This is a genomic window from Pseudomonas sp. G3-39, assembly GCF_054790485.1.
In genome coordinates, this window is record NZ_CP186497.1 from 3,985,587 (window position 1) to 4,010,798 (window position 25,212).

Annotated in this window: 17 protein-coding genes; 6 read left to right on the forward strand and 11 right to left on the reverse strand. The window is 59.8% G+C overall.

Annotation, left to right across the window (positions count from 1 at the left end; genetic code table 11):
- Positions 1-60 precede the first annotated feature (60 nt).
- Positions 61-1,362 carry an MFS transporter gene (gene tcuC, locus ACOYXG_RS17810; RefSeq protein WP_330207084.1) on the forward strand — a complete coding sequence of 434 codons (1,302 nt, stop codon included), beginning with the start codon at positions 61-63 and terminating at the stop codon, positions 1,360-1,362.
- Between the two features lie 181 nt (positions 1,363-1,543).
- On the opposite strand, the gene ACOYXG_RS17815 is transcribed toward tcuC, so the two are convergent.
- Complete coding sequence (locus ACOYXG_RS17815) at positions 1,544-3,007, reverse strand: glyceraldehyde-3-phosphate dehydrogenase (protein ID WP_095140040.1); 1,464 nt, start codon at positions 3,005-3,007, stop codon at positions 1,544-1,546.
- Between the two features lie 354 nt (positions 3,008-3,361).
- Here ACOYXG_RS17815 and mfd point away from each other — a divergent pair, with 354 nt between their 5' ends.
- From mfd to ACOYXG_RS17830, 3 genes are read left to right on the forward strand one after another with little or no spacing between them, the layout of a single operon-like run.
- A complete protein-coding gene (gene mfd, locus ACOYXG_RS17820; RefSeq protein WP_096797171.1) occupies positions 3,362-6,811 on the forward strand; it encodes a transcription-repair coupling factor in 3,450 nt (1,149 codons plus the stop codon).
- Positions 6,812-6,821: 10 nt separating this feature from the next.
- Complete coding sequence (locus tag ACOYXG_RS17825; protein WP_097088556.1) at positions 6,822-7,388, forward strand: CsiV family protein; 567 nt, start codon at positions 6,822-6,824, stop codon at positions 7,386-7,388.
- 11 nt (positions 7,389-7,399) lie between these two features.
- Positions 7,400-10,090 (forward strand): DEAD/DEAH box helicase, encoded by a 2,691-nt coding sequence (locus tag ACOYXG_RS17830; protein ID WP_150369289.1) that lies wholly within the window; start codon positions 7,400-7,402, stop codon positions 10,088-10,090.
- A gap of 125 nt (positions 10,091-10,215) precedes the next feature.
- Here ACOYXG_RS17830 and ACOYXG_RS17835 read toward each other — a convergent pair whose 3' ends face one another.
- The 4 genes from ACOYXG_RS17835 to ACOYXG_RS17850 form a co-directional block, all read right to left on the reverse strand.
- Complete coding sequence (locus ACOYXG_RS17835; RefSeq protein ID WP_460353149.1) at positions 10,216-13,509, reverse strand: DEAD/DEAH box helicase; 3,294 nt, start codon at positions 13,507-13,509, stop codon at positions 10,216-10,218.
- Between the two features lie 9 nt (positions 13,510-13,518).
- Positions 13,519-14,256: an S-methyl-5'-thioinosine phosphorylase gene (locus ACOYXG_RS17840; RefSeq protein ID WP_027611451.1), complete on the reverse strand. Its 738-nt coding sequence runs from the start codon at positions 14,254-14,256 to the stop codon at positions 13,519-13,521.
- An 11-nt stretch (positions 14,257-14,267) separates the two neighbouring features.
- Positions 14,268-15,278 (reverse strand): beta-N-acetylhexosaminidase, encoded by a 1,011-nt coding sequence (nagZ, locus tag ACOYXG_RS17845; protein ID WP_041068989.1) that lies wholly within the window; start codon positions 15,276-15,278, stop codon positions 14,268-14,270.
- 158 nt (positions 15,279-15,436) lie between these two features.
- Positions 15,437-16,144: a TetR/AcrR family transcriptional regulator gene (locus ACOYXG_RS17850; RefSeq protein WP_007961819.1), complete on the reverse strand. Its 708-nt coding sequence runs from the start codon at positions 16,142-16,144 to the stop codon at positions 15,437-15,439.
- 229 nt (positions 16,145-16,373) lie between these two features.
- Between ACOYXG_RS17850 and lexA the strand changes: the two genes are divergently transcribed.
- Both lexA and sulA read left to right on the forward strand, forming a co-directional pair.
- On the forward strand, positions 16,374-16,982 hold the full coding sequence (gene lexA, locus ACOYXG_RS17855) for a transcriptional repressor LexA (protein ID WP_003226590.1): 609 nt from the start codon (positions 16,374-16,376) through the stop codon (positions 16,980-16,982).
- Positions 16,983-16,992: 10 nt separating this feature from the next.
- Entirely contained in the window at positions 16,993-17,466 is a 474-nt protein-coding gene (gene sulA / locus ACOYXG_RS17860; RefSeq protein WP_097088550.1) for an SOS-induced cell division inhibitor SulA, read from the forward strand.
- A 94-nt stretch (positions 17,467-17,560) separates the two neighbouring features.
- Here the strand turns inward: sulA and ACOYXG_RS17865 are convergent, their stop codons facing one another.
- The 6 genes from ACOYXG_RS17865 to fadB form a co-directional block, all read right to left on the reverse strand.
- A complete protein-coding gene (locus tag ACOYXG_RS17865) occupies positions 17,561-17,794 on the reverse strand; it encodes a hypothetical protein (protein WP_003226592.1) in 234 nt (77 codons plus the stop codon).
- A 106-nt stretch (positions 17,795-17,900) separates the two neighbouring features.
- On the reverse strand, positions 17,901-18,425 hold the full coding sequence (locus tag ACOYXG_RS17870; RefSeq protein ID WP_097088548.1) for a DUF6586 family protein: 525 nt from the start codon (positions 18,423-18,425) through the stop codon (positions 17,901-17,903).
- Positions 18,426-18,569: 144 nt separating this feature from the next.
- Positions 18,570-21,200: a type I DNA topoisomerase gene (gene topA, locus ACOYXG_RS17875; RefSeq protein WP_096797175.1), complete on the reverse strand. Its 2,631-nt coding sequence runs from the start codon at positions 21,198-21,200 to the stop codon at positions 18,570-18,572.
- Between the two features lie 114 nt (positions 21,201-21,314).
- Positions 21,315-21,551: a DUF1653 domain-containing protein gene (locus ACOYXG_RS17880; protein ID WP_027611446.1), complete on the reverse strand. Its 237-nt coding sequence runs from the start codon at positions 21,549-21,551 to the stop codon at positions 21,315-21,317.
- A 100-nt stretch (positions 21,552-21,651) separates the two neighbouring features.
- Entirely contained in the window at positions 21,652-22,827 is a 1,176-nt protein-coding gene (fadA, locus tag ACOYXG_RS17885) for an acetyl-CoA C-acyltransferase FadA (RefSeq protein ID WP_003226599.1), read from the reverse strand.
- Between the two features lie 29 nt (positions 22,828-22,856).
- The gene (gene fadB / locus ACOYXG_RS17890) at positions 22,857-25,004 is read right to left on the reverse strand and encodes a fatty acid oxidation complex subunit alpha FadB (protein WP_460353157.1); all 2,148 of its coding nucleotides are present in this window, start codon (positions 25,002-25,004) and stop codon (positions 22,857-22,859) included.
- Positions 25,005-25,212 lie beyond the last annotated feature (208 nt).

Sequence of the window (25,212 nt, forward strand, 5' to 3'; positions counted from 1 at the left end):
GCCCGCACGCTCCCCAACGGATGCAACGCGTCATAAGAAACCAATAATGAGTAACTGAAAATGTCCTCGACCACGGGCAAAGGCAAAGCGATTTTTCGCGTTGTCAGCGGCAATTTTCTCGAGATGTTCGACTTTATGGTCTATGGCTTCTACGCCACGGCCATCGCCAAAACCTTCTTCCCGGCCGACAGCGCCTTCGCTTCCCTGATGCTGTCCCTGGCCACCTTCGGTGCCGGTTTCCTGATGCGTCCACTGGGCGCGATCTTCCTTGGTGCCTACATTGACCGTCACGGTCGTCGCCAGGGCCTGATCATTACCCTTGCGTTGATGGCCGCCGGTACGATCCTGATCGCCTGCGTGCCGGGCTATGCCACTCTGGGTGTCGCAGCGCCGTTGATCGTGCTGTTCGGTCGCTTGCTGCAAGGCTTCTCGGCCGGCGTCGAGTTGGGCGGTGTTTCGGTCTATCTGGCGGAAATCGCCACGCCGGGCCGCAAGGGCTTTTTCGTCAGTTGGCAGTCCGCCAGCCAGCAAGCGGCGGTGGTGTTTGCCGGCCTGCTCGGGGTGGGCCTCAATCACTGGCTAAGCCCGGAACAGATGGGTGACTGGGGCTGGCGTGTGCCGTTCCTGATCGGCTGCATGATCGTTCCGGTGATCTTCGTCATTCGTCGTTCGCTGGAGGAAACTCCGGAATTCCAGGCGCGCAAACATCGCCCTACCCTGCGGGAAATCGTCCGCTCGATCGGTCAGAACTTTGGCATCGTCATCGCCGGCATGGCGCTGGTGGTGATGACCACGGTGTCGTTCTACCTGATCACCGCCTACACCCCGACCTTCGGCAAGGCTGAACTGCATCTGTCGGATTTCGACGCGCTGCTGGTGACCGTGTGCATCGGTCTGTCGAACTTCTTCTGGCTGCCGGTGATGGGCGCGGTGTCCGACAAGATCGGGCGCAAACCCCTACTGCTGGCGGCGACCATTCTGGCGATCCTGACCGCCTATCCGGCGCTGTCGTGGCTGGTGGCGAACCCGAGCTTCAGTCATCTGCTGATCGTCGAACTGTGGCTGTCGTTCCTGTACGGTTCGTACAACGGCGCGATGGTCGTGGCTCTGACCGAAATCATGCCGGTGGAAGTGCGCACCACCGGATTCTCGCTGGCCTATAGCCTGGCGACGGCGACCTTTGGTGGCTTCACGCCGGCAGCCTGTACTTATCTGATCCATGTGCTGGACAACAAGGCTGCGCCGGGGATCTGGCTCAGCGGTGCGGCGGTACTGGGGTTGATTGCGACGCTGGTGCTGTTCCGTGGCAATAAGCATGAGCTGCGGACTGCGCAAGCGCCTGTGGCAGGCGGCGCCCGATAAAACGCCTTCGGGAGCAAGCCCCCTCCCACAAGGTCCGGTGGTGCCAACATGATTGTGTGAACACCGCCAAACCTGTGGGAGGGGGCTTGCTCCCGAAGAGGCCGGTACAGGCAATAAAGATTCAGCAGGCATAAAAAAACGCCCCGACCTAAGTCGGGGCGTTTTCATTTGCAGCGAAGGCTTAGCGCGGGAACGCTGGCGGATTTACATCAGCCATGTCTTCCATCACGCGAACCACCTGGCAGCTGTAGCCGAACTCGTTGTCGTACCAGACGTACAGCACAACGCGGTTGTCCTGAACGATGGTTGCTTCAGCATCGACCACACCGGCGTGACGCGAACCCACGAAGTCAGTGGACACCACTTCCTGCGAGTTGACGAAGTCGATTTGCTTGTGCAGATCGGAGTGCAGCGCCATGTAGCGCAGGTACTCGTTCATCTCTTCACGGCTGGCGGCTTTCTCAAGGTTCAGGTTGAGAATGGCCATCGACACGTTTGGCGTCGGAACGCGGATCGCGTTACCGGTCAGCTTGCCGGCCAGCTCAGGCAGGGCCTTGGCAGCGGCGGTGGCAGCACCGGTTTCGGTGATCACCATGTTCAGCGCGGCGCTACGGCCACGGCGATCGCCCTTGTGGAAGTTGTCGATCAGGTTCTGGTCGTTGGTGTACGAGTGAACGGTTTCGACGTGACCGTTGATGATGCCGAACTTGTCATTCACAGCCTTCAGCACCGGCACGATGGCGTTGGTGGTGCAGGAAGCGGCGGACACGATCTTGTCGTCAGCGGTGATTTCGTTGTGGTTGATACCGTGAACGATGTTCTTCAGCTTGCCTTTGCCAGGCGCGGTCAGAACAACGCGAGCCACACCCGGGCATTGCAGGTGCTGACCCAGGCCATCGGCGTCACGCCATACACCGGTGTTGTCCACCAGCAGCGCGTCTTTGATGCCGTACTGGGTGTAATCCACCTCGGTCGGGTTCTTCGCGTAGATCACCTGGATCAGGTTACCGTTGGCGGTGATGGTGTTGTTTTCTTCGTCGATGACGATGGTGCCGTTGAACGGGCCGTGTACCGAATCGCGACGCAGCAGGCTGGCGCGCTTGGTCAGGTCGTTTTCGGCGCCTTTGCGCACGACGATGGCACGCAGACGCAGACCGTCGCCACCACCGGTTTTCTCGATCAGGATGCGCGCCAGCAGACGGCCGATACGACCGAAGCCGTACAGCACAACGTCAGTGCCTTTGCGGGCCGAAGCGTTTTGCTGACCAACCACGTCAGCCAGTTCTTCACGCACGAACTGCTCGGCGCTGCGGCCATTGCCTTCGCTGCGGAATTTGAACGCCAACTTGCCCAGGTCTACCGAAGCCGCGCCGAGCTTGAGCTCGCTCATGGCTTTCAGCAGAGGGAATGTTTCGTGGACGGAGAGTTCGCTATCGTCGGAGGAACGGTGGCGAGCAAAGCGGTGAGCTTTGAGAATCGCGATGACAGACTGGTTGATCAGGCTGCGGCCATAGATCGAGCTCACCACGTTGTTATTGCGGTAGAGCTGACCGATAAGCGGAATCATCGCTTCTGCGAGTGCTTCACGGTCGATCCATTCACCAAGACACTGGTCGGGCTTCTGAGTCACGGGAACCTTCCACATGTAGGGGCAGAAAAAAGGGGCTACATTATGCCGCCGAGAACCTCTTGTAGCAATGCGCGCTTGTCGCGCAATCGGTAACAAAATTCCGTTCAAAAAAATTACGCCCCGCGCCAGCCCAGTAAAACCGGGGCTTCCAGCGCAGTCAATTTTTCGACGACTGTTAGACGATGTCTGTAACCCTCCGCAACACCAGTCGATTTCGGCACTACATAACCACTAAAAAAGTGCTCGTTTTTATGGTTACCACTACATTTTGCGCAAACCGCGAAGATAGACGCAGTCTGCAACTGACAGCCGGCACCTGACGCCGCTACAATTACCGACTTTGTCGCAAAGCCTGGAGCTCAACCTTCCGTGCCCGTTCTGCGTCTACCGCTTCTCCCTGCCGCGGCAGGTAAACAGCATTGGGGCAACCTGCCCGGTGCTGCCCTCAGCCTCGCGATTGCCGAGGCTGCCAGCGCTGCCAAGCGCTTCACCCTGCTACTGACCGCCGACAGCCAGAGTGCCGAACGGCTGGAACAGGAGCTGAGTTTCTTCGCCCCGGATTTGCCCGTGCTGCATTTCCCCGACTGGGAAACCCTGCCGTACGATCTGTTCTCGCCGCACCAGGACATCATCTCCCAGCGTATCGCCAGCCTTTATAGACTGCCGGAACTGGCGCACGGCGTGCTGGTGGTGCCGATCACCACCGCCCTGCACCGCCTGGCGCCGACCAAGTTCCTGCTCGGCAGCAGCCTGGTGCTGGATGTCGGGCAGAAGCTCGATGTCGAACAGATGCGCTCGCGGCTTGAGGCCAGCGGCTATCGCTACGTCGATACGGTCTACGAGCACGGCGAGTTCACCGTGCGCGGCGCGCTGATCGACCTGTTCCCGATGGGCAGCAAACTGCCCTATCGCATCGACCTGTTCGACGACGAAATCGAAACCCTGCGCACCTTCGATCCGGAAAACCAGCGCTCCATCGACAAAGTCGATTCGGTCAAGCTGCTGCCGGCCCGAGAGTTCCCGCTGCAGAAAGATGCGGTCACCCGCTTCAAGGCGCGCTTTCGCGAGCGTTTTGATGTCGACTTCCGACGCTGCCCGATCTTCCAGGACTTGAGCAGCGGCATCACCCCGGCCGGTATCGAGTACTACCTGCCGCTGTTCTTCGATGAAACCTCGACACTGTTCGATTACCTGCCGCAGGACACTCAAGTGTTCTCGCTGCCGGGTATCGAACAAGCGGCAGAAAACTTCTGGAACGACGTGCGCAATCGCTACGAAGAGCGCCGCGTCGATCCATCGCGCCCTCTATTGCCGCCTGCGGAATTGTTCCTGCCGGTGGAAGACTGCTTCGCCCGCCTCAAGAGCTGGCCACGGGTCGTTGCCAGTCAGCAGGACGTCGAATCCGGTGCCGGTCGCGAGCGCTTCCCGGCGCAGGCACTGCCAAACCTGGCGATCGAAGCCAAGGCCACACAACCACTGGCGGCGCTCTCGACATTCCTCGACGAATTCCCCGGACGCGTGCTGTTCACCGCCGAATCCGCGGGCCGGCGTGAAGTCCTGCTGGAGCTGCTGGAACGGCTGAAGCTGCGGCCGAAAACCGTCGACAGCTGGCCGGACTTCGTTTCGAGCAAGGATCGCCTGGCGATCACCATCGCGCCGCTCGACGAAGGCTTGATGCTCGATGACCCGGCGCTGGCGCTGGTGGCGGAGAGCCCGTTGTTCGGTCAGCGCGTCATGCAGCGTCGTCGCCGGGAAAAACGCGCCGACGCCAACAACGATGCAGTGATCAAAAACCTTACCGAACTGCGCGAAGGCGCGCCGGTGGTGCACATTGACCACGGTGTCGGGCGTTATCTGGGCCTGACGATTCTGGAAATCGACAACCAGGCGGCCGAATTCCTCACTCTGGAATATGCGGAGAACGCCAAGCTCTACGTGCCGGTGGCCAACCTGCATCTGATCGCGCGTTACACCGGCAGCGATGACTCACTGGCGCCGCTGCACCGCCTCGGCTCCGAGACCTGGCAGAAAGCCAAGCGCAAAGCCGCCGAACAGGTGCGCGATGTCGCCGCTGAGCTGCTCGACATCTATGCCCGTCGTGCCGCCCGCGAAGGCTACGCGTTTGCCGACCCGAAAGCCGATTACGCGACCTTCAGCGCCGGTTTCCCGTTCGAAGAAACGCCGGACCAGCAAGCGACCATCGAAGCGGTGCGCGAAGACATGCTCGCGCCAAAGCCGATGGATCGTCTGGTCTGCGGCGACGTCGGTTTCGGCAAGACCGAAGTGGCGATGCGCGCCGCGTTCATCGCCGTGCACGGCGGGCGTCAGGTAGCGATTCTGGTGCCGACCACCCTGCTCGCCCAGCAACACTACAACAGCTTCCGCGACCGCTTCGCCGACTGGCCGGTGACCGTGGAAGTGATGAGTCGCTTCAAGTCGGCCAAGGAAGTCAACGCGGCGATTGCCGATCTGGCGGAAGGCAAGATCGACATCGTCATCGGCACGCACAAGCTGCTGTCCGACGACGTGAAGATCAAAAACCTGGGTCTGGTGATCATCGACGAAGAACACCGTTTCGGTGTGCGGCAGAAAGAACAGCTCAAGGCCCTGCGCAGCGAAGTCGACATTCTCACCCTGACCGCCACGCCGATTCCGCGCACGCTGAACATGGCGGTGTCGGGCATGCGTGATCTGTCGATCATCGCCACGCCGCCGGCGCGCCGCCTGTCGGTGCGCACCTTCGTCATGGAGCAGAACAAGAGCACGGTCAAAGAGGCTCTGCTGCGTGAACTGCTGCGCGGCGGTCAGGTTTACTACCTGCACAACGACGTCAAAACAATCGAGAAGTGCGCGGCGGATCTCGCCGAACTGGTGCCGGAAGCGCGGATCGGCATCGGCCACGGACAGATGCGTGAACGCGAACTCGAACAGGTGATGAGCGACTTCTATCACAAGCGCTTCAACGTGCTGATCGCCTCGACCATCATCGAGACCGGCATCGACGTGCCGAGCGCCAACACCATCATCATCGAGCGCGCCGACAAGTTCGGTCTGGCGCAATTGCACCAGCTGCGCGGACGTGTCGGCCGCAGTCACCACCAGGCTTACGCGTACCTGCTGACCCCACCGCGCCAGCAAATCACTTCGGATGCTGAAAAGCGTCTGGAAGCGATTGCCAACACCCAGGATCTGGGCGCCGGATTCGTGCTGGCAACCAACGATCTGGAAATCCGTGGCGCCGGCGAACTGCTGGGCGATGGCCAGAGCGGGCAAATTCAGGCCGTGGGTTTTACGTTGTACATGGAAATGCTCGAGCGCGCGGTGAAGTCGATCCGCAAGGGCGAGCAACCGAATCTCGATCAACCGCTCGGCGGTGGCCCGGAGGTCAACCTGCGCGTGCCTGCGCTGATTCCGGAAGACTATCTGCCGGACGTTCACGCCCGCCTGATTCTGTACAAGCGCATCGCTTCGGCCACCGACGAGGAAGGCCTGAAGGATCTGCAAGTGGAGATGATCGATCGTTTCGGCCTGCTGCCGGAGCCGACCAAGAATCTGGTGCGCATCACTGCGCTGAAGTTGCAGGCCGAACAGCTGGGCATCAAGAAAGTCGACGGTGGCCCGCAGGGTGGACGCATCGAGTTCGCCGCGCAGACGCCGGTCGACCCGATGACCTTGATCAAACTGATCCAGACTCAGCCAAAACGCTACAAATTCGAAGGCGCCACGATGTTCAAGTTCCAGGTGCCGATGGAACGCCCGGAAGAGCGCTTTAATACTGTAGAGGCGCTGTTCGAGCGCCTCCTCCCGAAAACTGTTTGAAGGACGCCGCATGCGCCTGTTTCGCTCACTGACTTTGCTACTTGCCTTGGTAGCCCCTTCGGTTTTCGCCGATGACCTGTATCAGGTCGAAATGATTCTGGTGCGCCAGAACGCCGTGCCGGCTATCGTCAGCCGCGCCGCCCCGGAAGACTGGGCCGCCGGCGCTCAACGCCTGGGTGATGACAGCCTGCGCACACCTGCGCTCGGCGACGTTGCCAGCAAACTCACCGCCAGCGGTGATTACAGTGTGCTGATGCACAAGGCCTGGCAGCAGACCCTCGGCGAAGCGCCGACCAAGGTGGCCGTCAGCGACGGCAAGGAACAGTTCGGCCAGTTCCCGATCGAGGGCACGCTGGAAATGAAACTCGGGCGCTTTACCGACGTGAACGCCGACTTCTGGGTCAACCAGATCGACGCCAACGGCATGGTCACTGCCAGCGAACACCTGAAACAGGACAGTCACACCAAAAACGGCCAGCTCAACTATCTCGACAACGGCCACCTGGCGCTGCTGATCAAGATCACGTCCCTGACGGCGCCCGCCCCACGGCAAGCCCCTGAAGCGATTCCGGACTGATCGAAGTCCTTATGTCCCCGCCCCTGAGTAAACCGTTGGCACCCTCCTGGGTCAGCCGATTCAAGGAACAGAGCCTGGAGCGTGGCCGCCGCTACGCCCTGGAGAACCGGGTACGCATCGCCCAGGTCGGCGATGCGACTATCACCGCCAGTTGCGAAGGCTCTGGCGGTAACGTCTACCGTCAGACCATTCACCTGCGCGAGTCAGCCAAAGACACCCTATTGCTGGTTGACGCCACCTGCACCTGCCCGGTGCGCAACAACTGCAAACACTGCGCCGCGGTGCTGCTGCAAGTGCAGGAAACCCTCGAATACCCTGCCGCTGCGAAAGACGCCGAGTTGCTGGAAAAGCTCCAGGCTGTTCTGGAAAACCGCAGCCCCAAGGCGCCGCCGCAAGTGCTGGTGGACAACGTGCAACCGCTGCCGCGCCTGTGGCTGGCCAGCGTCGAGTTCAGCGCGTTCGAGCCGCGCAACGGCAAGATGCAGCGCTATATTCAGCATCGGGCGGCGCTGTCGTTCAGCTATCTGGATGAGTACGTCAGCGGGCAGAAAAACAGCGACATTCTGATTCGCCAGGAAACCCAGACCCTGCGGATAAAACGCCATCCGGAAGTGGAACAGTCCTACCGCGAACAGTTAAGAATCCTCGGCTTCCGTATCGCCACGCGCCAGAGCAAAGCGCTGCCGGAAAGCGCCGGTGAGCTGTACGAGATGGTCAACGACAGCGCCTGGCTGACGTTCACCCTCAACGAACTGCCGAAGCTGCGCACCCAAGGCTGGGAATTGCAGATCGACGAGGAATTCGGCTTCGACCTGACCGCCGTCGACGACTGGTACGCCACCGTCGAACAGGCGCCGGAACGCGACTGGTTCGATCTGGAATTGGGGATCATCGTCAATGGTGAGCGCCTGAGCCTGCTGCCGATCCTGCTCAATCTGATGCGCTCGCACACGGAAATCCTCAACCCGGAACGCCTGGCGCGGCGCCGCGATGACGAGCTGATTCTGGTCAATATTCCGCAACGCAACAGTGAGCACGGGCCATTGCAAGTGGCGCTGCCCCTTGGCCGACTGAAACCGGTATTGGCGACGCTGGGCGAGTTCTACTTGCAGGAGCCGGGCGAAACCACCCTGCGCTTGAGCAAGGCAGACGCCACGCGGCTCAACTCGCTGGAAGGCATTCCCCTGCTGTGGGAGGGTGGCGAACAGATTCGAAGTTTCGCCCAACGCCTGCGCGACATCCGCGACTACAGCGCGAAAGCGCCGGAAGGCTTGAACGCGACGTTGCGTCCCTATCAGCTCGAAGGATTGAGCTGGATGCAGTCCCTGCGTCAGCTTGAGGTCGGCGGGATTCTGGCGGACGACATGGGTCTGGGTAAAACCTTACAGACCCTGGCGCATATTCTCAGTGAGAAAAACGCCGGGCGTCTGGATCGACCGTGCATGGTGGTGATGCCCACCAGCCTGATCCCGAACTGGCTCGACGAAGCCGCGCACTTCACGCCGCAACTGAAAGTGGTCGCGCTGTACGGTGCCGGCCGCAAAAAGCATTTCGAGCATCTGGCCGACTTCGACCTGATCCTGACCACCTATGCACTGCTGCCCAAGGACGTCGAACGGCTGGCACAACAGCCGCTGCACGTTCTGGTGCTCGACGAAGCGCAGTACATCAAGAACCCGAACAGCAAGGCCGCGCAGGCCGCTCGCGAACTCAACGCGCGCCAGCGCCTGTGCCTGAGTGGCACACCGCTGGAAAACCACCTCGGCGAGTTGTGGTCGTTGTTCCACTTTTTGCTGCCGGGCTGGTTGGGCGATGTCAAAAGCTTCAATGCCGACTACCGCGTGCCGATCGAAAAGCGCGCCAGCGAAGTCAGGCTGCAGCACCTCAATGGGCGGATAAAACCGTTTCTGCTGCGCCGCACCAAGGAACAGGTGGCCACCGAACTGCCGCCCAAAACCGAGATCATCCACTGGGTCGATCTCAATGAGGCGCAGCGCGACGTGTACGAAACCATGCGCCTGGCGATGGACAAGAAAGTCCGCGACGAGATCACTCGCAAAGGCGTGGCGCGTAGCCAGATCATCATTCTTGAAGCCCTGCTCAAGCTGCGTCAGGTCTGCTGCGATCTGCGTCTGGTCAACGACGCCACCCTGCCCGCCCGCGGCAGCAGCTCGGGCAAGCTCGACAGCCTGATGGAAATGCTCGAAGAGCTGTTCGAAGAAGGTCGGCGGATTCTGCTGTTCTCGCAGTTCACCTCGATGCTGTCCCTGATCGAAGACGAACTGAAAAAACGCAACGTAGCCTACGCCTTGCTGACCGGCCAGACCCGCGATCGGCGCACGCCGGTGAAGGAATTCCAGAGCGGCAAACGTCAGATTTTTCTGATCAGCCTGAAGGCCGGCGGCGTCGGCTTGAACCTGACCGAAGCGGATACGGTGATTCATTACGATCCGTGGTGGAACCCGGCGACCGAGAACCAGGCAACCGACCGCGCCTATCGAATCGGCCAGGAGAAGCCGGTGTTCGTCTACAAGATGATTGCCCGGGGCACGGTGGAAGAGAAGATTCAGCACCTGCAGAAGGAAAAGTCTGACTTGGCAGCAGGCGTACTGGATGGGCGCAAGGCCGGGGACTGGAAACTGCAGAGCGATGACATCGAAGCGCTGTTTGCGCCATTACCGGACAAGTTCGACAAGCGTTGAGATGTGCAGTGTTTGCTAGATAGCTTTCGCGAGCAAGCCCGCTCCCACAGTTGGATCGCATTTCCCCTTGTGGGAGCGAGCCTGCTCGCGAACGGATCACCTCAGTTGAAGGTTCAAACTGAAGCTTACTGCCTGGAAACCGGCAGCGGCGCAAACAGCGCCTCGATGTCACTCTGTTCCAGCTTGAACCCACCTGTCGTACCCCCTTCCAGCACCGCCCCGGCCAACGCTGCTTTCTCCTGCTGCAACGCTTGTATCTTTTCCTCTACCGTGCCGCGAGCGATCAGCTTGTAAACAAACACCGGATTGTTCTGCCCGATACGATAAGCGCGATCAGTTGCCTGATTCTCCACTGCCGGGTTCCACCACGGGTCGAAGTGGATCACCGTGTCCGCAGCCGTCAGGTTCAGACCGGTACCGCCAGCCTTGAGGCTGATGAGGAACAACGGCACCTTGCCGCCCTGGAAATTCTTGACTGGCGTGCGCCGGTCGGTGGTGTCGCCAGTCAGCAACGAATAACCGATAGCGCGCTGCTGCAACTCCTGCTCGATCAGCGCCAGCATCGAGGTGAACTGGGAGAACAGCAGGATGCGCCGACCTTCGCCGAGCAACTCTTCGAGCATCTCCATCAGGCTGATCAGCTTGCCGCTGCCCGAGCGCAATGCCTTCGCCGTGAGAGGCATGTTGATCAAGCGCAGATCGCAGCAGACCTGACGCAGCTTGAGCAAGGCATCAAGAATGATGATTTGACTGCGCGCCACACCACTGCGGGCAATTTCATCGCGCACTTTTTTGTCCATCGCCACGCGCACCGTTTCATAGACGTCGCGCTGGCCGTCGCTGAGTTCAACCCAATGGATGATTTCGGTTTTCGGCGGCAGCTCAGTGGCGACCTGATCTTTCTTGCGACGCAGCAGAAACGGCTTGATGCGCGCCGTCAGGTGCTGCATGCGCTGGACATTGCCATGCTTCTCGATCGGTGTGCGGTAATCGCGGTTGAAGGATTTGCTGTCGCCCAGCCAGCCAGGCATGAGGAAATGAAACTGCGACCACAGCTCGCCGAGATGGTTTTCCAGTGGCGTGCCGCTCAGACACAAGCGCTGACGGGCCTGCAAGTCACGTGCGGCCTGCGCCGCTTTGCTCAGCGGGTTCTTGATGTTCTGCGCTTCGTCGAGAATCAGCACGCTCCACGACTGCGGCCGCAACGTTTCAAGATCCCTGGGCAGCAAGGCGTAAGTGGTCAGCACCAAGTCGTATTCGGCGAGATTGGCGAAGTCTTTTTGCCGCCCGGCCCCATGCAGCGCCAGGACCTTCAACTGAGGCGTGAAGCGCTGGGCCTCGTCGAGCCAGTTGGGAATCAGGCTGGTCGGCATCACCGCCAGTGCCGGGCAATCGAGGCGACCAGCGTGCTTTTCCGTGAGCAGATGCGCCAGGGTCTGCAGGGTTTTGCCCAAGCCCATGTCATCGCCAAGAATGCCGCCGACCTCCAGCTCCCGCAGAGTCTGCATCCAGCCAAGGCCTTCGAGCTGATATGGGCGCAGTTGCGCATTAAGGCCGGCCGGCGCAGCAATATGGGTGTGACTGGAATTGTGCAGCCGCTTGGCAAAAGTGCGCAGGCGTTCGCCGCCCTGCCATTCCAGTGGCATGCCATCGAGCATACTCAGGCGCGCGGCGTCTGGAACAGTCAAGCGCAGCGCATCGCCCTGATGTCCGCCCAGGTACAGCTCGCCCAGCGTCGCCATCAGCGGTTTGACCCGACTCAGCGGCAACGCCACCTTGGCGCCTGCCGGGTCGCCAAAACCGCTGGGCTTGAGTTCGATCAGGAGTTTTTCGTCGTCGCTGCGTTGCGCCAGATTCACCGGGTCGAGCAAACGTGGCTGGGTGCGCAACAGATGCAGAAGGATCGGCAACAAGCTGTAGCGCTCGCCATTGACGACGATGCCCAGTTGCAGATCAAACCATTGATGCCCGGCCTCTTCTTCGACCTCCGCGTACCAGTGTTCGACCGGCTGCACATCGAAATGGAAGCCGGGACTGATTTCGATTTCCCAGTCCGCGGCGCGCAGTGTGGCAAGCCCTTCATGCATGAATCCGAGCCAGGCGGAATCATCCGGCAAGGTGAACATCTCGCCGAGACGATCCATAGCGCTCTTGCGCGTGGCTTTTTTGAAGCCGTGCTTTTGCAGGCTCTGGCGCAGCTTCTTTTCCATCGCAGGCTGGCGTCGAATGCGCTGGGTTTCAGTGCCATTGAGGATCATCACTTCCGGATTACGATCCACCGCCGGATGACCGTTGTAGGTAAACACCAGAGCGGCGCGGTGCTCCAGAACGTATTCCCAGCGCGAACGCTCCCGGCCGCTGACCAAGGTCAGTTGCGGCTGCGGAAACACGTCATCGATGATTCGTTCGGTGAGCTTGTGCGGCGGCGAGATTTTGGTCATCGCGCTCATGCGATGGCTGAACTGCATCGCCTGACGCGCCGGGATGTCTGGGGCGAGGGTCAAATGGCAGGCCAGTTTTTCTTCCAGCTCACTGAACAGAGGACCAACCTGTCGCTGCTCACGATCGAGGTAATAAAGCGGCTCCAGCGCCAGCACGGTTTCCTGCGTAGCCTCGGCACTGCTCCACTGGGCGCGGAACCCACCGTCGGCCTGCTCGGCCCAAGAGAACAGACCCATGCGTTTCGCGCCCGGCGTCAGTGGCTGCAAGTTTTCGAAGTCGAGGAACAGGCGCGAGGTGCGCAGGAGCATTTCCAGCAGTTCCGCGCCACTGCTGCCTTCCAGCGGATAGCCGCTGTAATAGGCGTGATGGGAATGCATGGCGACCAACAGCCTGGCAACGCGCAGATCCAGTTCGGACAGATAACCGGGCTGACGCATGAGCATGTCCGACAGCGAATACAGCGGTTTTACTTCGCGTAACTCGCCGCTCTTGAGCTGATAGACCTTGAAAATATCCAGCAGCCACTTGCCGTTCGCAGACGTGGGTTTGAGTTTGTAAAACAGGCGCGTGCCCGCGGTTTGCGCCCCTTCGTCGACGGGCCTGGCCGGGACGGGGACTGTCGAAAGCCAATGCTCCAGCGCCCGACCCAAGGGGATCTGGGCGTCACTTTCGGACGTATCGTCGTCAATGCCCTGCAGGAGATAGAGCACCGCCGCGCAGTGCTTGCAATCAATCGCGACGGGGCAGGTGCATAAGCAACGCAAATTAACCGATCCCAGGCGATCATCGGACAGGTAGATGCTTTGTTCATACGCCTGAGTTTCCGAACCGACGCAGAACGCCTCGATTTTCCTGTCATCGATCTCGATGATCTCTACCCGATCATCGGCAGCATAAGCGCGGGCCTTGGCCAACGCCTTGCTACTGAATGCGTGAGTCCATGCCAGCCCTTTAAGCCGCTCGATGAAACTGCTCATGGACAGTCCTTAGCTGGCCAACACCCGCGCCAACGTCGATTTCACCTTGCCCATCCCGTCATGCAGCGCCTGCTCGATCTCGGCCATGGTGATCACCGCCGTGGTCTTGCCCGCCGCCGGATTCACCACCAGCGACAGGCAGGCGTAATCCAGATCCAGCTCACGAGCCAATGCCGCTTCCGGCATGCCGGTCATGCCGACGATGTCGCAGCCATCGCGCTCCAGACGCACGATCTCGGCCACAGTTTCCAGACGCGGGCCCTGGGTGCAGGCATACACGCCCTGATCGCTGTATTCGCAACCTTCGGCAGCCAGCGCGACGATCAATTGCTGACGCAGCGGCTCACTGTAAGGGAAGCTGAAATCGATATGGGTGACGTGCTCCAGATCATCGGCGAAAAACGTGTGTTCGCGACCGCTGGTGTAATCGACGATCTGGTGCGGCACACAGAAATGCCCGGTACCCATGGCCGGATGGATCCCGCCCACCGCGTTGACCGCGATGATCGCCTCGGCGCCGGCCTGCTTCAGCGCCCACAGGTTGGCGCGGTAGTTGACCTTGTGCGGCGGGAAACGATGGGGATGGCCGTGACGGGCGAGGAACAGCACTTCCTTGCCGGCATATTCGCCGATCTGCACTTCAGCCGACGGCGAACCGTAAGGCGTATCCACCGCCAACGACTGACGAATGCTCAGGCCTTCGAGCTGGGTCAGGCCGGTGCCACCGATGATTGCGTAAACCGTCATAGCAAAAATCCTTAATCGATCAGTTGAGCGTCTTTGAGCGCGCCGATGGCGGTGAGCCAGCGCGGATCCTGACGGTAGTCGGTGCTGGCGAACGCCTGCCCGCGCATCCGCGCAATGCGTGCGGACGGCTTGACCTTCATCCGTTGCGCAGCACTCAGGGCCAGTTCGGCCGCAGCGCGGTCATTGCACACCAGGCCCATGTCGCAACCGGCAGTCAACGCGGCTTCGATCCGGCTGGCAGCGTCGCCGACCACGTGGGCGCCGGCCATCGAAAGGTCGTCGCTGAAGATCACGCCGTCAAACTGCAACTCGCCGCGCAGGATGTCCTGCAACCAGCGACGGGAGAACCCGGCCGGCTGCGAATCGACTTGCGGATAGATGACGTGCGCCGGCATGACCGCAGCGAGTTGCTTGCTGAGTCTGGCGAACGGTACGAGGTCGTTGGCGCGGATCTCGTCGAGACTGCGCTCGTCATTCGGGATCGCGACGTGGGAGTCGGCTTCGGCCCAACCGTGACCGGGGAAATGCTTGCCGGTAGCGGCCATGCCCGCGCTGTTCATGCCGCGGATGAAGGCGCCGGCGAGCAACGCTGCGCGCTCGGGATCCCCTTCGAACGAACGAGTGCCGACCACGGCGCTGCGCTGGTAATCCAGATCCAGCACCGGGGCGAAACTCAGGTCGAGGCCGACCGCCAACACTTCGGTGGCCATGACCCAGCCGCATTGTTCGGCGAGGTATTCGGCGTTCGGGTTGTCGGCGATGGCACGCATCGCGGGCAGGCGCACGAAGCCCTGACGCAGACGCTGCACCCGGCCGCCCTCCTGGTCGACCGCCAGCAGCAGATCCGGGCGAATGGCGCGGATCGCAGCACTCAGCTCGCGCACTTGGCGCGGGTGCTCGATGTTGCGCGCGAAAATGATCAGGCCGCCCACTTCGGGCTGGCGCAACAATTGGCGATCTTCGGCCGTCAGCCAAGTACCGGCGACGTCCACCATCAACGAGCCTTGCAGGCCAGCAGTCATAGAGATTCCTTGAAAACGAAAAACCCGATCCGCCAGAAATCGCTACCGTGAGCAGGGCTCGGCAGGCCAATAATTTCTATGGAGATCGGGTTCAGAACGAAAGTCGGCATGGGCGGCTAGCTTAGCGGATACAAGCAGCCGCGCCCACCCGTGTGCGGTTAAACCTTGGCGGCCACCGGAGTCGATTTGCTGCGCGGGCGAAGCTGCGCAGTCGCCATCGCGGGGTCGGTGACACCGGTTTCGGCACGCATGCCGGCGGCAAGGAACGGCACCATCAGACGCATCACTTGTTCGATCGAGGTGTTGACGCCGAAGTCGGTCTCGGCAATCGCGCGCAAGGCCTTGATCCCGGACATGCTGAACGCCGCAGCGCCGAGCATGAAGTGCACGCGCCAGAACAGCTCGATTGGCGGGATGCGCGGAGCCGCTTCGTTGACCAACAGCATGTAGCGGCGGAACACCTTACCGTACATGTCTTCCAGATAACGACGCAGGTGACCCTGGCTCTGGCTGAACGCCAAACCGAGCAAACGCATGAAGATCGACAGGTCGTTACCGCTGCGTGGCTGCACCACGAGCGCTTGCTCGACGAGGATTTCCAGCAACTCTTCAAGGGTCGGCTTGTTTTCAGGCTTGGCCTGGCGACGCTCCAGCTCTTTATCGAGGCTGATGCAGAACGGCCCGAGGAAGCGCGAGAAAACCGCCTGGATCAGCGCTTTCTTGGAGCCGAAATGATAATTCACCGCCGCCAGGTTTACCCCGGCCTTGCTGGTGATCAAACGCAATGAGGTTTCAGCGAAACCTTTCTCCGCGAACAACTGCTCGGCAGCATCAAGAATGCGTTCAACGGTTTCCGACTGGGCCATGGCTACTCCGCCTGACAAACACTTGTTTGAAACATACGTTTCAGCCTGTGCCTTGTCAAGCCTGCCAGTTCGTTTTGGGAATGGTCGGTCAGCTATTTAACCACACTCGACCGGCGCATTAATAAGCACGGGAACCGACCGTCCGGCGGGCTGCAAAAAAACGGGCATTGCCAAGACCGCTTCACTGTATATAATCCCAGTCACTGTATAAAAAGACAGAGCGATCAATATGCTAAAGCTGACGCCACGCCAAGCCGAGATTCTGGCCTTTATCAAACGCTGCCTCGAAGACAACGGCTACCCGCCAACCCGCGCGGAAATCGCTCAGGAACTGGGTTTCAAGTCGCCCAATGCGGCGGAAGAACACCTCAAGGCCCTGGCCCGCAAAGGCGCTATCGAGATGACCCCGGGCGCCTCCCGCGGCATTCGCATCCCCGGTTTCGAAGCCAAGGCTGACGACTCTACCCTGCCGATCATTGGCCGGGTCGCTGCCGGCGCACCGATCCTCGCCCAGCAGCACATCGAAGAGTCCTGCAACATCAATCCTGCGTTCTTTCACCCACGGGCCGATTACCTGTTGCGCGTACACGGCATGAGCATGAAGGACATCGGCATTTTCGACGGTGACCTGCTGGCGGTTCACACCACCCGCGAAGCACGCAATGGCCAGGTGGTGGTTGCACGGATCGGCGATGAAGTGACGGTCAAGCGCTTCAAGCGCGAAGGCAGCAAAGTCTGGTTGATTGCCGAAAACCCTGAGTTCGCCCCTATCGAAGTCGACCTGAAAGATCAGGAACTGGTGATCGAAGGCTTGAGTGTCGGCGTAATCCGCCGCTAAAGGAGGCTTTATGCAGTTCCCACACACACCCCAGCAAACACAACTGCCTCTATTCGAAGCGTTTCTGGCACAACCGATGGCACCGATCCTGAAAGATGTGGTCGAGCGCCCATGGATTGCCGAACCGGAAGTATTCAGTGAGCTGTCACTGCGCGGTGCGACCGGGAACTGCCTGAACCTGCTGGCCCCGATCCTTCGCGAACTGAGCGAGGATCAGGATGCACGCTGGCTGACGCTGATCGCCCCTCCAGCCAGCCTGACCCAGATCTGGCTGCGAGAGGCCGGCCTGAACCGTGAACGCATTCTGCTACTGCAACCTCGTGGTGCGCAAAGCGCTCAGCAACTGGCCTGCGAAGCACTGCGCCTGGGTCGTAGCCATACGGTGGTAACCTGGCTCAATCCGCTGAACACAAGTTCACGGCAACAACTGATCAGCGCAGCCCGCACGGGCGACGCTCAGAGCCTGAACATTCGATTGGGTTGATTCACTTGTAACGCGCGCTGTGTGAAGCGCAGGGCTTCTCCAGGGACAGAGAAGCCGATCTGATGTTGCAGCGGCAAGCGCCGACAGGCGGATCTCAGTGAAGAACCCGCGGCCCTTCTTCCTTATCAAATTCGCCTTCGACCATACGGCCGGCCATCTGTACGCCGACGCTCAACATCGCTTTCGCGATTTCCACATGCTGGCCTTGCAGGAATGCTTTGGCATCCTCGGAGAAATCCAGCGTCACCAGAGAACCCTCGTCCTCAGCCCTGCGCAGTTCGATTCGGCCGTCTGGTAACTCGACAATTTCTAGAAAGGACGTTGGCATATAGGTCTGTTCTCCACGAAAGGCAGGGATTATATAGACATCATTCGGGCTTCGCTCGGGATCTTGACCAGCAGCATGTTTCAGATTGCCACCGTGTCAATTGTCCTCAGCATTCGTTCAAGCCTTCGCGAAAGCGGATTGCCAGGCCCTTGAGATTCTGCCGCCAGCTCTCCAGCTCTTCCCGACTCAACTCCTGCGGCGCCTCTTCTTCATCGAGATTAATGGCCTGAATCAATGGCTGTGTCACATCACCCTTGGGCTTGTGGGGCACCCGTGGCGGCTGAAACAACGCCGAGTGCGCCGCCAGCAATTTCGCCAGCCAGGTTTCAGGGTTACCAGCCAGCTCAACCATCTCGGCCAGTTCCGGGATCGCAATCGATTCCAGGACTTCGCGAGTCAGCAACGCTTCGGCTCGCGATGCATTGGCCTGAGGCAGACGATAGAAACCGGCGATCTCGTGACACAGTCCCAGAAGCGCGCCATAGAGGTGAAACAATGCTGATTCACGGCCAGCCTGAATCAGCGCCAACGAATTCATCGCCCGCCCCTCTTCGGCGCGAGCCAGAGCCTCCAGCGACAGGCCGGCGAAATAGATCTTCTGATTGGTGCGGGTATAGAGTTCGTGCGCCATGCCGGCAGTCTCCACAGCGAAATAATTGCGTCACACAGGCCGGACAGTGTCATGGATCAGCCGATCCCACCGCAAGCACAAAACAAAAAGGCCACATGAAAACCCGAGAGTCATCATGCGGCCTTTTGTGGATCAGGCTAGCGCTTACTCAGCCTTGGCTTTTGTGCGCTTGTCTTCAACAGTCCACTTGCCACCGTCGTAGTAAGCCTTCCAGCCGGTAGGCTTGCCGTCGACCTCGGTCTGCACATATTGCTCCTTGGTCTTGCGGCTGTAACGGATTACTGCCGGCAGACCATCAGGATCCTTCTGCGGTGCTTCGCAGAGGAAGTGGTACTTCGGATCGATCTCATCCTTGTGCGGCAGAATCTCGATCACCAGCGGAGCACGAGTCTCGCGGTTTTTCGGGAACTGGCTGGCCGCCAGGAACAGACCGGAAGCACCGTCGCGCAGAATGTAGGTGTCGTTGACCTTTTCACATTTCAGCTCAGGCATCTTCACCGGGTCCATCTTCGGCGGCGCCGCGTCACCACTCTTCAGCAGTTTGCGGGTGTTCTTGCAGGTCGGGTTGGTGCAGCCGAAGAACTTGCCGAAACGGCCGGTCTTGAGCTGCATCTCGCTGCCGCACTTGTCGCATTCCAGGCTCGGACCTTCGTAGCCCTTGATGCGGTAGTTGCCCTCTTCGATTTCATAGCCGGCACAATCCGGGTTGTTACCGCAGATGTGCAGTTTGCGCTTCTCGTCGAGCAGGTAGGCGTCCATCGCGGTGCTGCAGATCGGGCAGCGATGCTTGCCGCGCAGCACCAGCGACTCCGACTCGCCCTCGTCGTCCGCAGCGATCTCGTCGCCCGGCACCAGGTTGACGGTGGCCTTGCAGCGCTCTTTTGGCGGCAGGCTGTAGCCCGAGCAACCGAGGAACACGCCGGTCGATGCCGTACGGATCTGCATCGGACGACCGCACGTGGTGCACGGAATGTCAGTCATGACCGGCTGGTTGGCACGCATGCCGCTTTCCGGGTTCTCGGCCACTTCGAGCTTCTTCTTGAAGTCGCCGTAGAACTCGTCCAGCACGTTTTTCCAGTCGCGCTCGCCCTGAGCCACATCATCGAGGTTCTCTTCCATGCCGGCGGTGAAGCCGTAGTCCATGAGGTTCGAGAAGCTCTCCGACAGACGCTCGGTGACGATATCGCCCATCTTTTCCGAGTAGAAACGACGGTTGTGCAGGGTCACGTAGCCGCGATCCTGAATGGTCGAAATGATCGCTGCGTAAGTCGAAGGACGACCGATGCCGCGTTTTTCCATTTCCTTGACCAGGCTGGCTTCCGAGTAACGGGCCGGCGGCTTGGTGAAATGCTGCGACGGATCGAGCTTGATCAGCTTCATCGCATCGCCCTGCGCCATGTCCGGCAGAACATCGTCATCGCCAGGCTTGGTGATTTGCGGCAGAACGCGGGTGTAACCGTCGAACTTGAGGATGCGGCCTTTGGCACGCAGCTCGAAGTCGCCAGCGGCAACGCTGACGGTGGTCGACAGATATTGCGCCGGCAGCATCTGGCAAGCGAGGAACTGGCGCCAGATCAACTCGTAGAGGCGCTCAGCATCGCGCTCCATGCCTGCAAGCTTGCTTGGCGTGGTATTGGCATCGGAAGGACGAATCGCTTCGTGAGCCTCTTGTGCGCCTTCCTTGCTGCTGTAGACGTTCGGTGTTTCCGGCAGGTACTTCTTGCCGAACTCGTCCTCGATATAGGTACGCGCCATCGCCACGGCATCAGCCGAGAGGTTGGTCGAGTCGGTACGCATATAAGTGATGTAGCCGGCTTCGTACAGACGCTGGGCCATCATCATGGTTTTCTTCACGCCGAAGCCCAGGCGGTTGCTCGCGGCCTGCTGCAGGGTGGAGGTGATGAACGGCGCCGACGGCTTGCTGCTGGTCGGTTTGTCTTCGCGCTTGACGATGCTGTAGCTGGAGGACTTGAGCTTCTCCAGCGCGGCTGTGGCCTGAGCTTCGTTCAGCGGTTTGAAGGCTTCACCCTTCTCGCGCGCCACTTCGAAACGTACGGTCGAACCCTTGGCGGTGCCAAGATCAGCGTGCACTTCCCAGTACTCTTCCGGGTTGAATGCACGAATCTCACGCTCACGCTCCACCACCAGTTTCACGGCAACCGATTGCACGCGACCGGCCGACAGGCCACGGGCGATCTTGGCCCACAGCAGCGGCGAGACCATGTAACCCACAACGCGGTCGAGGAAACGACGCGCCTGCTGGGCATTTACACGATCAATGTCCAGCTCGCCCGGCTCGGAGAAGGCTTCCTGAATCGCCTTCTTGGTGATTTCGTTGAACACCACGCGCTTGTAGCGGCTGTCGTCACCACCAATGGCTTCGCGCAGGTGCCAGGCAATGGCTTCCCCCTCGCGATCCAAGTCGGTTGCGAGATAGATGGTGTCAGCATCCTTGGCGAGCCGGCGCAGCTCTTCGATGACCTTCTCTTTACCCGGGAGGATCTCGTACTGGGCTTTCCAGCCATGATCGGGATCGACACCCATGCGCGAGACCAGTTGCTTGCGCGCTTTCTCTTTCGGCGTGAGCACCGGCCCTTCGCCCGCGGCAGCCTTGCCGCGCTTGGCGGCTGGCTCTTTGCTGGCGCTAGCCGAACCGCTGGTGGGCAGGTCTCGGATATGGCCGATACTCGACTTCACCACGTATTGGTTGCCCAGATACTTGTTGATGGTCTTGGCCTTAGCCGGGGATTCCACAATGACCAGCGATTTGCCCATGGATCAGAAAATTCCTGAATTCTAGAAGTGAAAGGCGGTTGGCGCCTGACGCGGCACCGCTATATATAGTGGCTACAAGGTGAGGTCAAGCACAGGGTTCTGTGCGCACTCGCCTTATGCCTTGGAAAAAAGGCTCGGTTCGGCGTGCACCAAAGCAAAGCGTGGCACCTGCTCGCCGTCAACCTCGACCGACTCGACGAACATGCTCAAAGGGCGCACCCAAAAGCCGTAATCGCCATACAGGGCTTGGTAAAACACCACTTCCTCTTCGGTCTCGGAATGCCGCGCCACACTGAATACGCGGTACTGCGGACCTTTGTAATGTTGGTAGAGCCCAGGTTGTATCGGCATGTTTTGGCCCTCACTCAAATTTTTTCAAAATAAATACAAAAATAAATCCGCAAAAAACAAAAACCGGGGCACTTGGCCCCGGCTTCCATCGACGAGACGCTTAAACGCGTTCGAAGACGGTGGAGATGCCTTGGCCGAGACCAATGCACATGGTGGCCACCCCGAAGGTGCCGCCATTCTGCTTCATCACGTTCAGCAAGGTGCCGGAAATACGCGCACCGGAGCAACCGAACGGGTGACCCAGGGCGATCGCGCCGCCGTGCAGGTTAACCTTCTCGTTCATCTTGTCGAGCACTTTCAGATCTTTCAGCACTGGCAGGGCCTGTGCAGCGAAAGCTTCGTTGAGCTCGAAGAAGTCGATATCGTTGATGCCAAGGCCCGCACGCTTCAGGGCTTTTTGTGTCGCCGGCACTGGACCATAGCCCATGATCGCCGGATCCACACCCGCCACTGCCATCGAACGGATCACGGCCATCGGCTGGATCCCCAGATCCTGTGCACGCTGCGCCGACATCACGATCATGCACGAAGCACCATCGGTGATCTGCGACGAAGTACCGGCTGTCACGGTGCCGCCTTTTGGATTGAAGGCAGGCTTGAGGGCCGCCAGACTTTCCAGGGTGGTTTCCGGACGAATGGTTTCGTCGTAGTCGTACAGCTTCAGGAAGCCGTTTTCGTCGTAGCCCTGCATCGGGATGATTTCGTCTTTGAACTTGCCTTCCACTGTCGCTTTATGGGCGAGCTGGTGGGAGCGCACGCCAAAGGCATCCTGCTGCTCACGAGTGATGCCGTGCATCTTGCCGAGCATTTCTGCGGTCAGACCCATCATGCCCGAGGCTTTCGCCGCGTACAGCGACATGTGCGGGTTCGGATCGACACCGTGCATCATGCTCACGTGGCCCATATGCTCGACGCCGCCAACCACGAATACGTCACCGTTGCCGGTCATGATCGCTTGCGCTGCAGTATGCAGGGCGCTCATCGACGAGCCGCACAGACGGCTGACAGTCTGGCCGGCCGAGGTGTGCGGAATCTGGGTCATCAGCGACGCCATGCGCGCGATGTTCCAGCCCTGCTCCAGGGTCTGGTTCACACAGCCCCAAATCACGTCCTCGACTTCAGCAGGATCGACCTTGGCGTTGCGTTCCAGCAGTTTGCTGATCAGGTGCGCCGACATGTCTTCGGCGCGGGTGTTGCGGTGCATGCCGCCCTTGGAGCGGCCCATCGGAGTACGACCGAAGTCGACAATCACGACGTCTCTAGGATTCAAGCTCATAAGTTCACTCTCACTCTAGTTGGGGGCGCTTAACCGAAGAAGCTCTGGCCGTTTTTGGCCATTTCGCGCAGCTTCGCGGTCGGGTGGTACAGCGCGCCCAAATCAGCGTACTGGTCAGCCAGGGCAACGAACTCGGCCACACCGATCGAATCGATGTAGCGCAGCGCACCGCCACGGAATGGAGGGAAACCGATACCGTAGACCAGACCCATGTCGGCTTCGGCGGCGGTTTCAACGATGCCGTCTTCCAGGCAGCGCACGGTTTCCAGGCACAGCGGGATCATCATCCAGTTGATGATGTCTTCGTCAGTGACTTCGCGCTGCTCGTAAACGATCGGCTTGAGCACTTCCAGCACCGACGGATCGGCAACCTTCTTCTGCTTGCCTTTCTTGTCGGCTTCGTAGGCGTAGAAGCCCTTGCCGTTCTTCTGGCCCAGACGCTTGGCTTCGTAAAGCACGTCGATGGCCGAACGACGGTCATCCTTCATGCGATCCGGGAAACCTTCAGCCATCACGTCACGACCGTGGTGACCGGTGTCGATGCCGACCACGTCCATCAGGTACGCCGGGCCCATCGGCCAGCCGAATTTTTCCATGACTTTATCGATGCGGACGAAATCCACACCAGCGCTGACCAGCTTGGCGAAACCGCCGAAGTACGGGAACAGAACGCGGTTGACCAGGAAGCCCGGGCAGTCGTTGACGACGATCGGGTTCTTGCCCATTTTCTTGGCGTAGGCAACGGTTGTGGCAATCGCCAGCTCGCTGGACTTCTCGCCACGGATCACTTCCACCAGCGGCATCATGTGCACCGGGTTGAAGAAGTGCATGCCGACGAAGTTTTCCGGGCGCTTGAGGGCCTTGGCCAGCAGGCTGATGGAAATCGTCGAGGTGTTGGACGCGAGGATGGTGTCCTCTTTGACCTTGTCTTCGACTTCAGCCAGCACCGCTTGCTTGACCTTCGGGTTCTCGACCACGGCTTCAACAACCAGATCGACGTGACCGAAGTCACCGTAGGACAGGGTTGGACGAATACCGTTGAGCACTTCTGCCATTTTCGCGGCGGTCATGCGACCTTTGTCAACGCGACCAACCAGCAGTTTGGCGGCTTCGGCCAGCCCCTGCTCGATACCGTTCTCGTTGATGTCCTTCATCAGGATCGGCGTACCTTTGGAGGCCGACTGATAAGCGATGCCGCCACCCATGATGCCGGCGCCCAGTACGGCAGCCTGCTTCACGTCCTTGGCGATTTCGTCGTAGGCCTTGGCCTTTTTCTTCAGCTCCTGATCGTTCAGGAACAGACCGATCAGGCTCTGCGCGGCAGAGGTCTTGGCCAGTTTGACGAAACCGGCGGCTTCGACTTCCAGCGCCTTGTCACGACCGAAGTTCGCGGCTTTCTGGATGGTCTTGATCGCTTCGACCGGCGCCGGGTAATTCGGACCAGCCTGCCCTGCCACGAAACCTTTGGCGGTTTCGAAAGCCATCATCTGTTCAATGGCGTTCAACTTGAGTTTTTCAAGTTTTGGCTGACGCTTGGCCTTGTAATCGAACTCGCCGGAGATGGCGCGCTTGATCAGTTCAAGGGCAGCTTCCTGCAACTTCTCTGGAGCAACCACGGCGTCGACGGCGCTGACTTTCAGCGCATCTTCAGGACGGTTTTCCTTGCCGGCGGCAATCCATTCGATGGCGTTATCGATGCCAATCAGGCGCGGCAGACGCACGGTGCCGCCGAAGCCTGGGTAGATGCCCAGTTTGACTTCCGGCAGACCGATCTTGGCTTTGGTCGACATGACGCGGTAGTCCGCCGCCAGGCACATTTCCAGACCGCCACCCAGGGCGATGCCGTTGATCGCGGCCACGGTCGGAACGTTGAGGTCTTCGAAATCGCTGAAGATCTTGTTGGCTTCGAGATTGCCAGCAACCAGCTCGGCATCCGGCAGCTTGAAGTTGTCGACAAATTCGGTGATGTCGGCGCCGACGATGAACACGTCCTTGCCACTGCTGACGATCACGCCCTTGATCGAAGCATCTGCCTTGATGGTGTCCACGGCCTGACGCAGTTCGTTCAGGGTAAGACGGTTGAACTTGTTGACGGACTCACCCTTGAGGTCGAATTTCAATTCGACGATGCCACTTTCAAGAGCTTTAACCGTGATGGCTTTACCTTCGTAAATCATCAACTGATCTCCACGATATGGAAGCTGAACAGTACACGTCGGACGCAGGTAAATGGCTCGGCAGGACGCTTTTTCGTCGATGCTGACGCCAATCCACCCGGCACACCCGCCAACGCGATAGTCGGGATTCTGTAGGAGCAGTCTGTAAGACAAACGCTCAATTCATACGCCCGTTTGATTTGGGTACGTCACCTTCACGGAATTTCCA

Excerpts from the sequence above, each read along its gene's own strand:
- tcuC (WP_330207084.1), top strand. The coding sequence starts at position 61 with ATGTCCTCGACCACGGGCAAAGGCAAAGCGATTTTTCGCGTTGTCAGC.
- ACOYXG_RS17825 (WP_097088556.1), top strand. The coding sequence starts at position 6,822 with ATGCGCCTGTTTCGCTCACTGACTTTGCTACTTGCCTTGGTAGCCCCT.
- ACOYXG_RS17815 (WP_095140040.1), bottom strand. The coding sequence starts at position 3,007 with ATGTGGAAGGTTCCCGTGACTCAGAAGCCCGACCAGTGTCTTGGTGAA.
- ACOYXG_RS17835 (WP_460353149.1), bottom strand. The coding sequence starts at position 13,509 with ATGAGCAGTTTCATCGAGCGGCTTAAAGGGCTGGCATGGACTCACGCA.
- lexA (WP_003226590.1), top strand. The coding sequence starts at position 16,374 with ATGCTAAAGCTGACGCCACGCCAAGCCGAGATTCTGGCCTTTATCAAA.
- fadB (WP_460353157.1), bottom strand. The coding sequence starts at position 25,004 with ATGATTTACGAAGGTAAAGCCATCACGGTTAAAGCTCTTGAAAGTGGC.
- fadA (WP_003226599.1), bottom strand. The coding sequence starts at position 22,827 with ATGAGCTTGAATCCTAGAGACGTCGTGATTGTCGACTTCGGTCGTACT.
- ACOYXG_RS17850 (WP_007961819.1), bottom strand. The coding sequence starts at position 16,144 with ATGGCCCAGTCGGAAACCGTTGAACGCATTCTTGATGCTGCCGAGCAG.
- ACOYXG_RS17865 (WP_003226592.1), bottom strand. The coding sequence starts at position 17,794 with ATGCCAACGTCCTTTCTAGAAATTGTCGAGTTACCAGACGGCCGAATC.
- ACOYXG_RS17880 (WP_027611446.1), bottom strand. The coding sequence starts at position 21,551 with ATGCCGATACAACCTGGGCTCTACCAACATTACAAAGGTCCGCAGTAC.
- ACOYXG_RS17870 (WP_097088548.1), bottom strand. The coding sequence starts at position 18,425 with ATGGCGCACGAACTCTATACCCGCACCAATCAGAAGATCTATTTCGCC.
- ACOYXG_RS17840 (WP_027611451.1), bottom strand. The coding sequence starts at position 14,256 with ATGACGGTTTACGCAATCATCGGTGGCACCGGCCTGACCCAGCTCGAA.
- nagZ (WP_041068989.1), bottom strand. The coding sequence starts at position 15,278 with ATGACTGCTGGCCTGCAAGGCTCGTTGATGGTGGACGTCGCCGGTACT.
- topA (WP_096797175.1), bottom strand. The coding sequence starts at position 21,200 with ATGGGCAAATCGCTGGTCATTGTGGAATCCCCGGCTAAGGCCAAGACC.
- sulA (WP_097088550.1), top strand. The coding sequence starts at position 16,993 with ATGCAGTTCCCACACACACCCCAGCAAACACAACTGCCTCTATTCGAA.
- ACOYXG_RS17830 (WP_150369289.1), top strand. The coding sequence starts at position 7,400 with ATGTCCCCGCCCCTGAGTAAACCGTTGGCACCCTCCTGGGTCAGCCGA.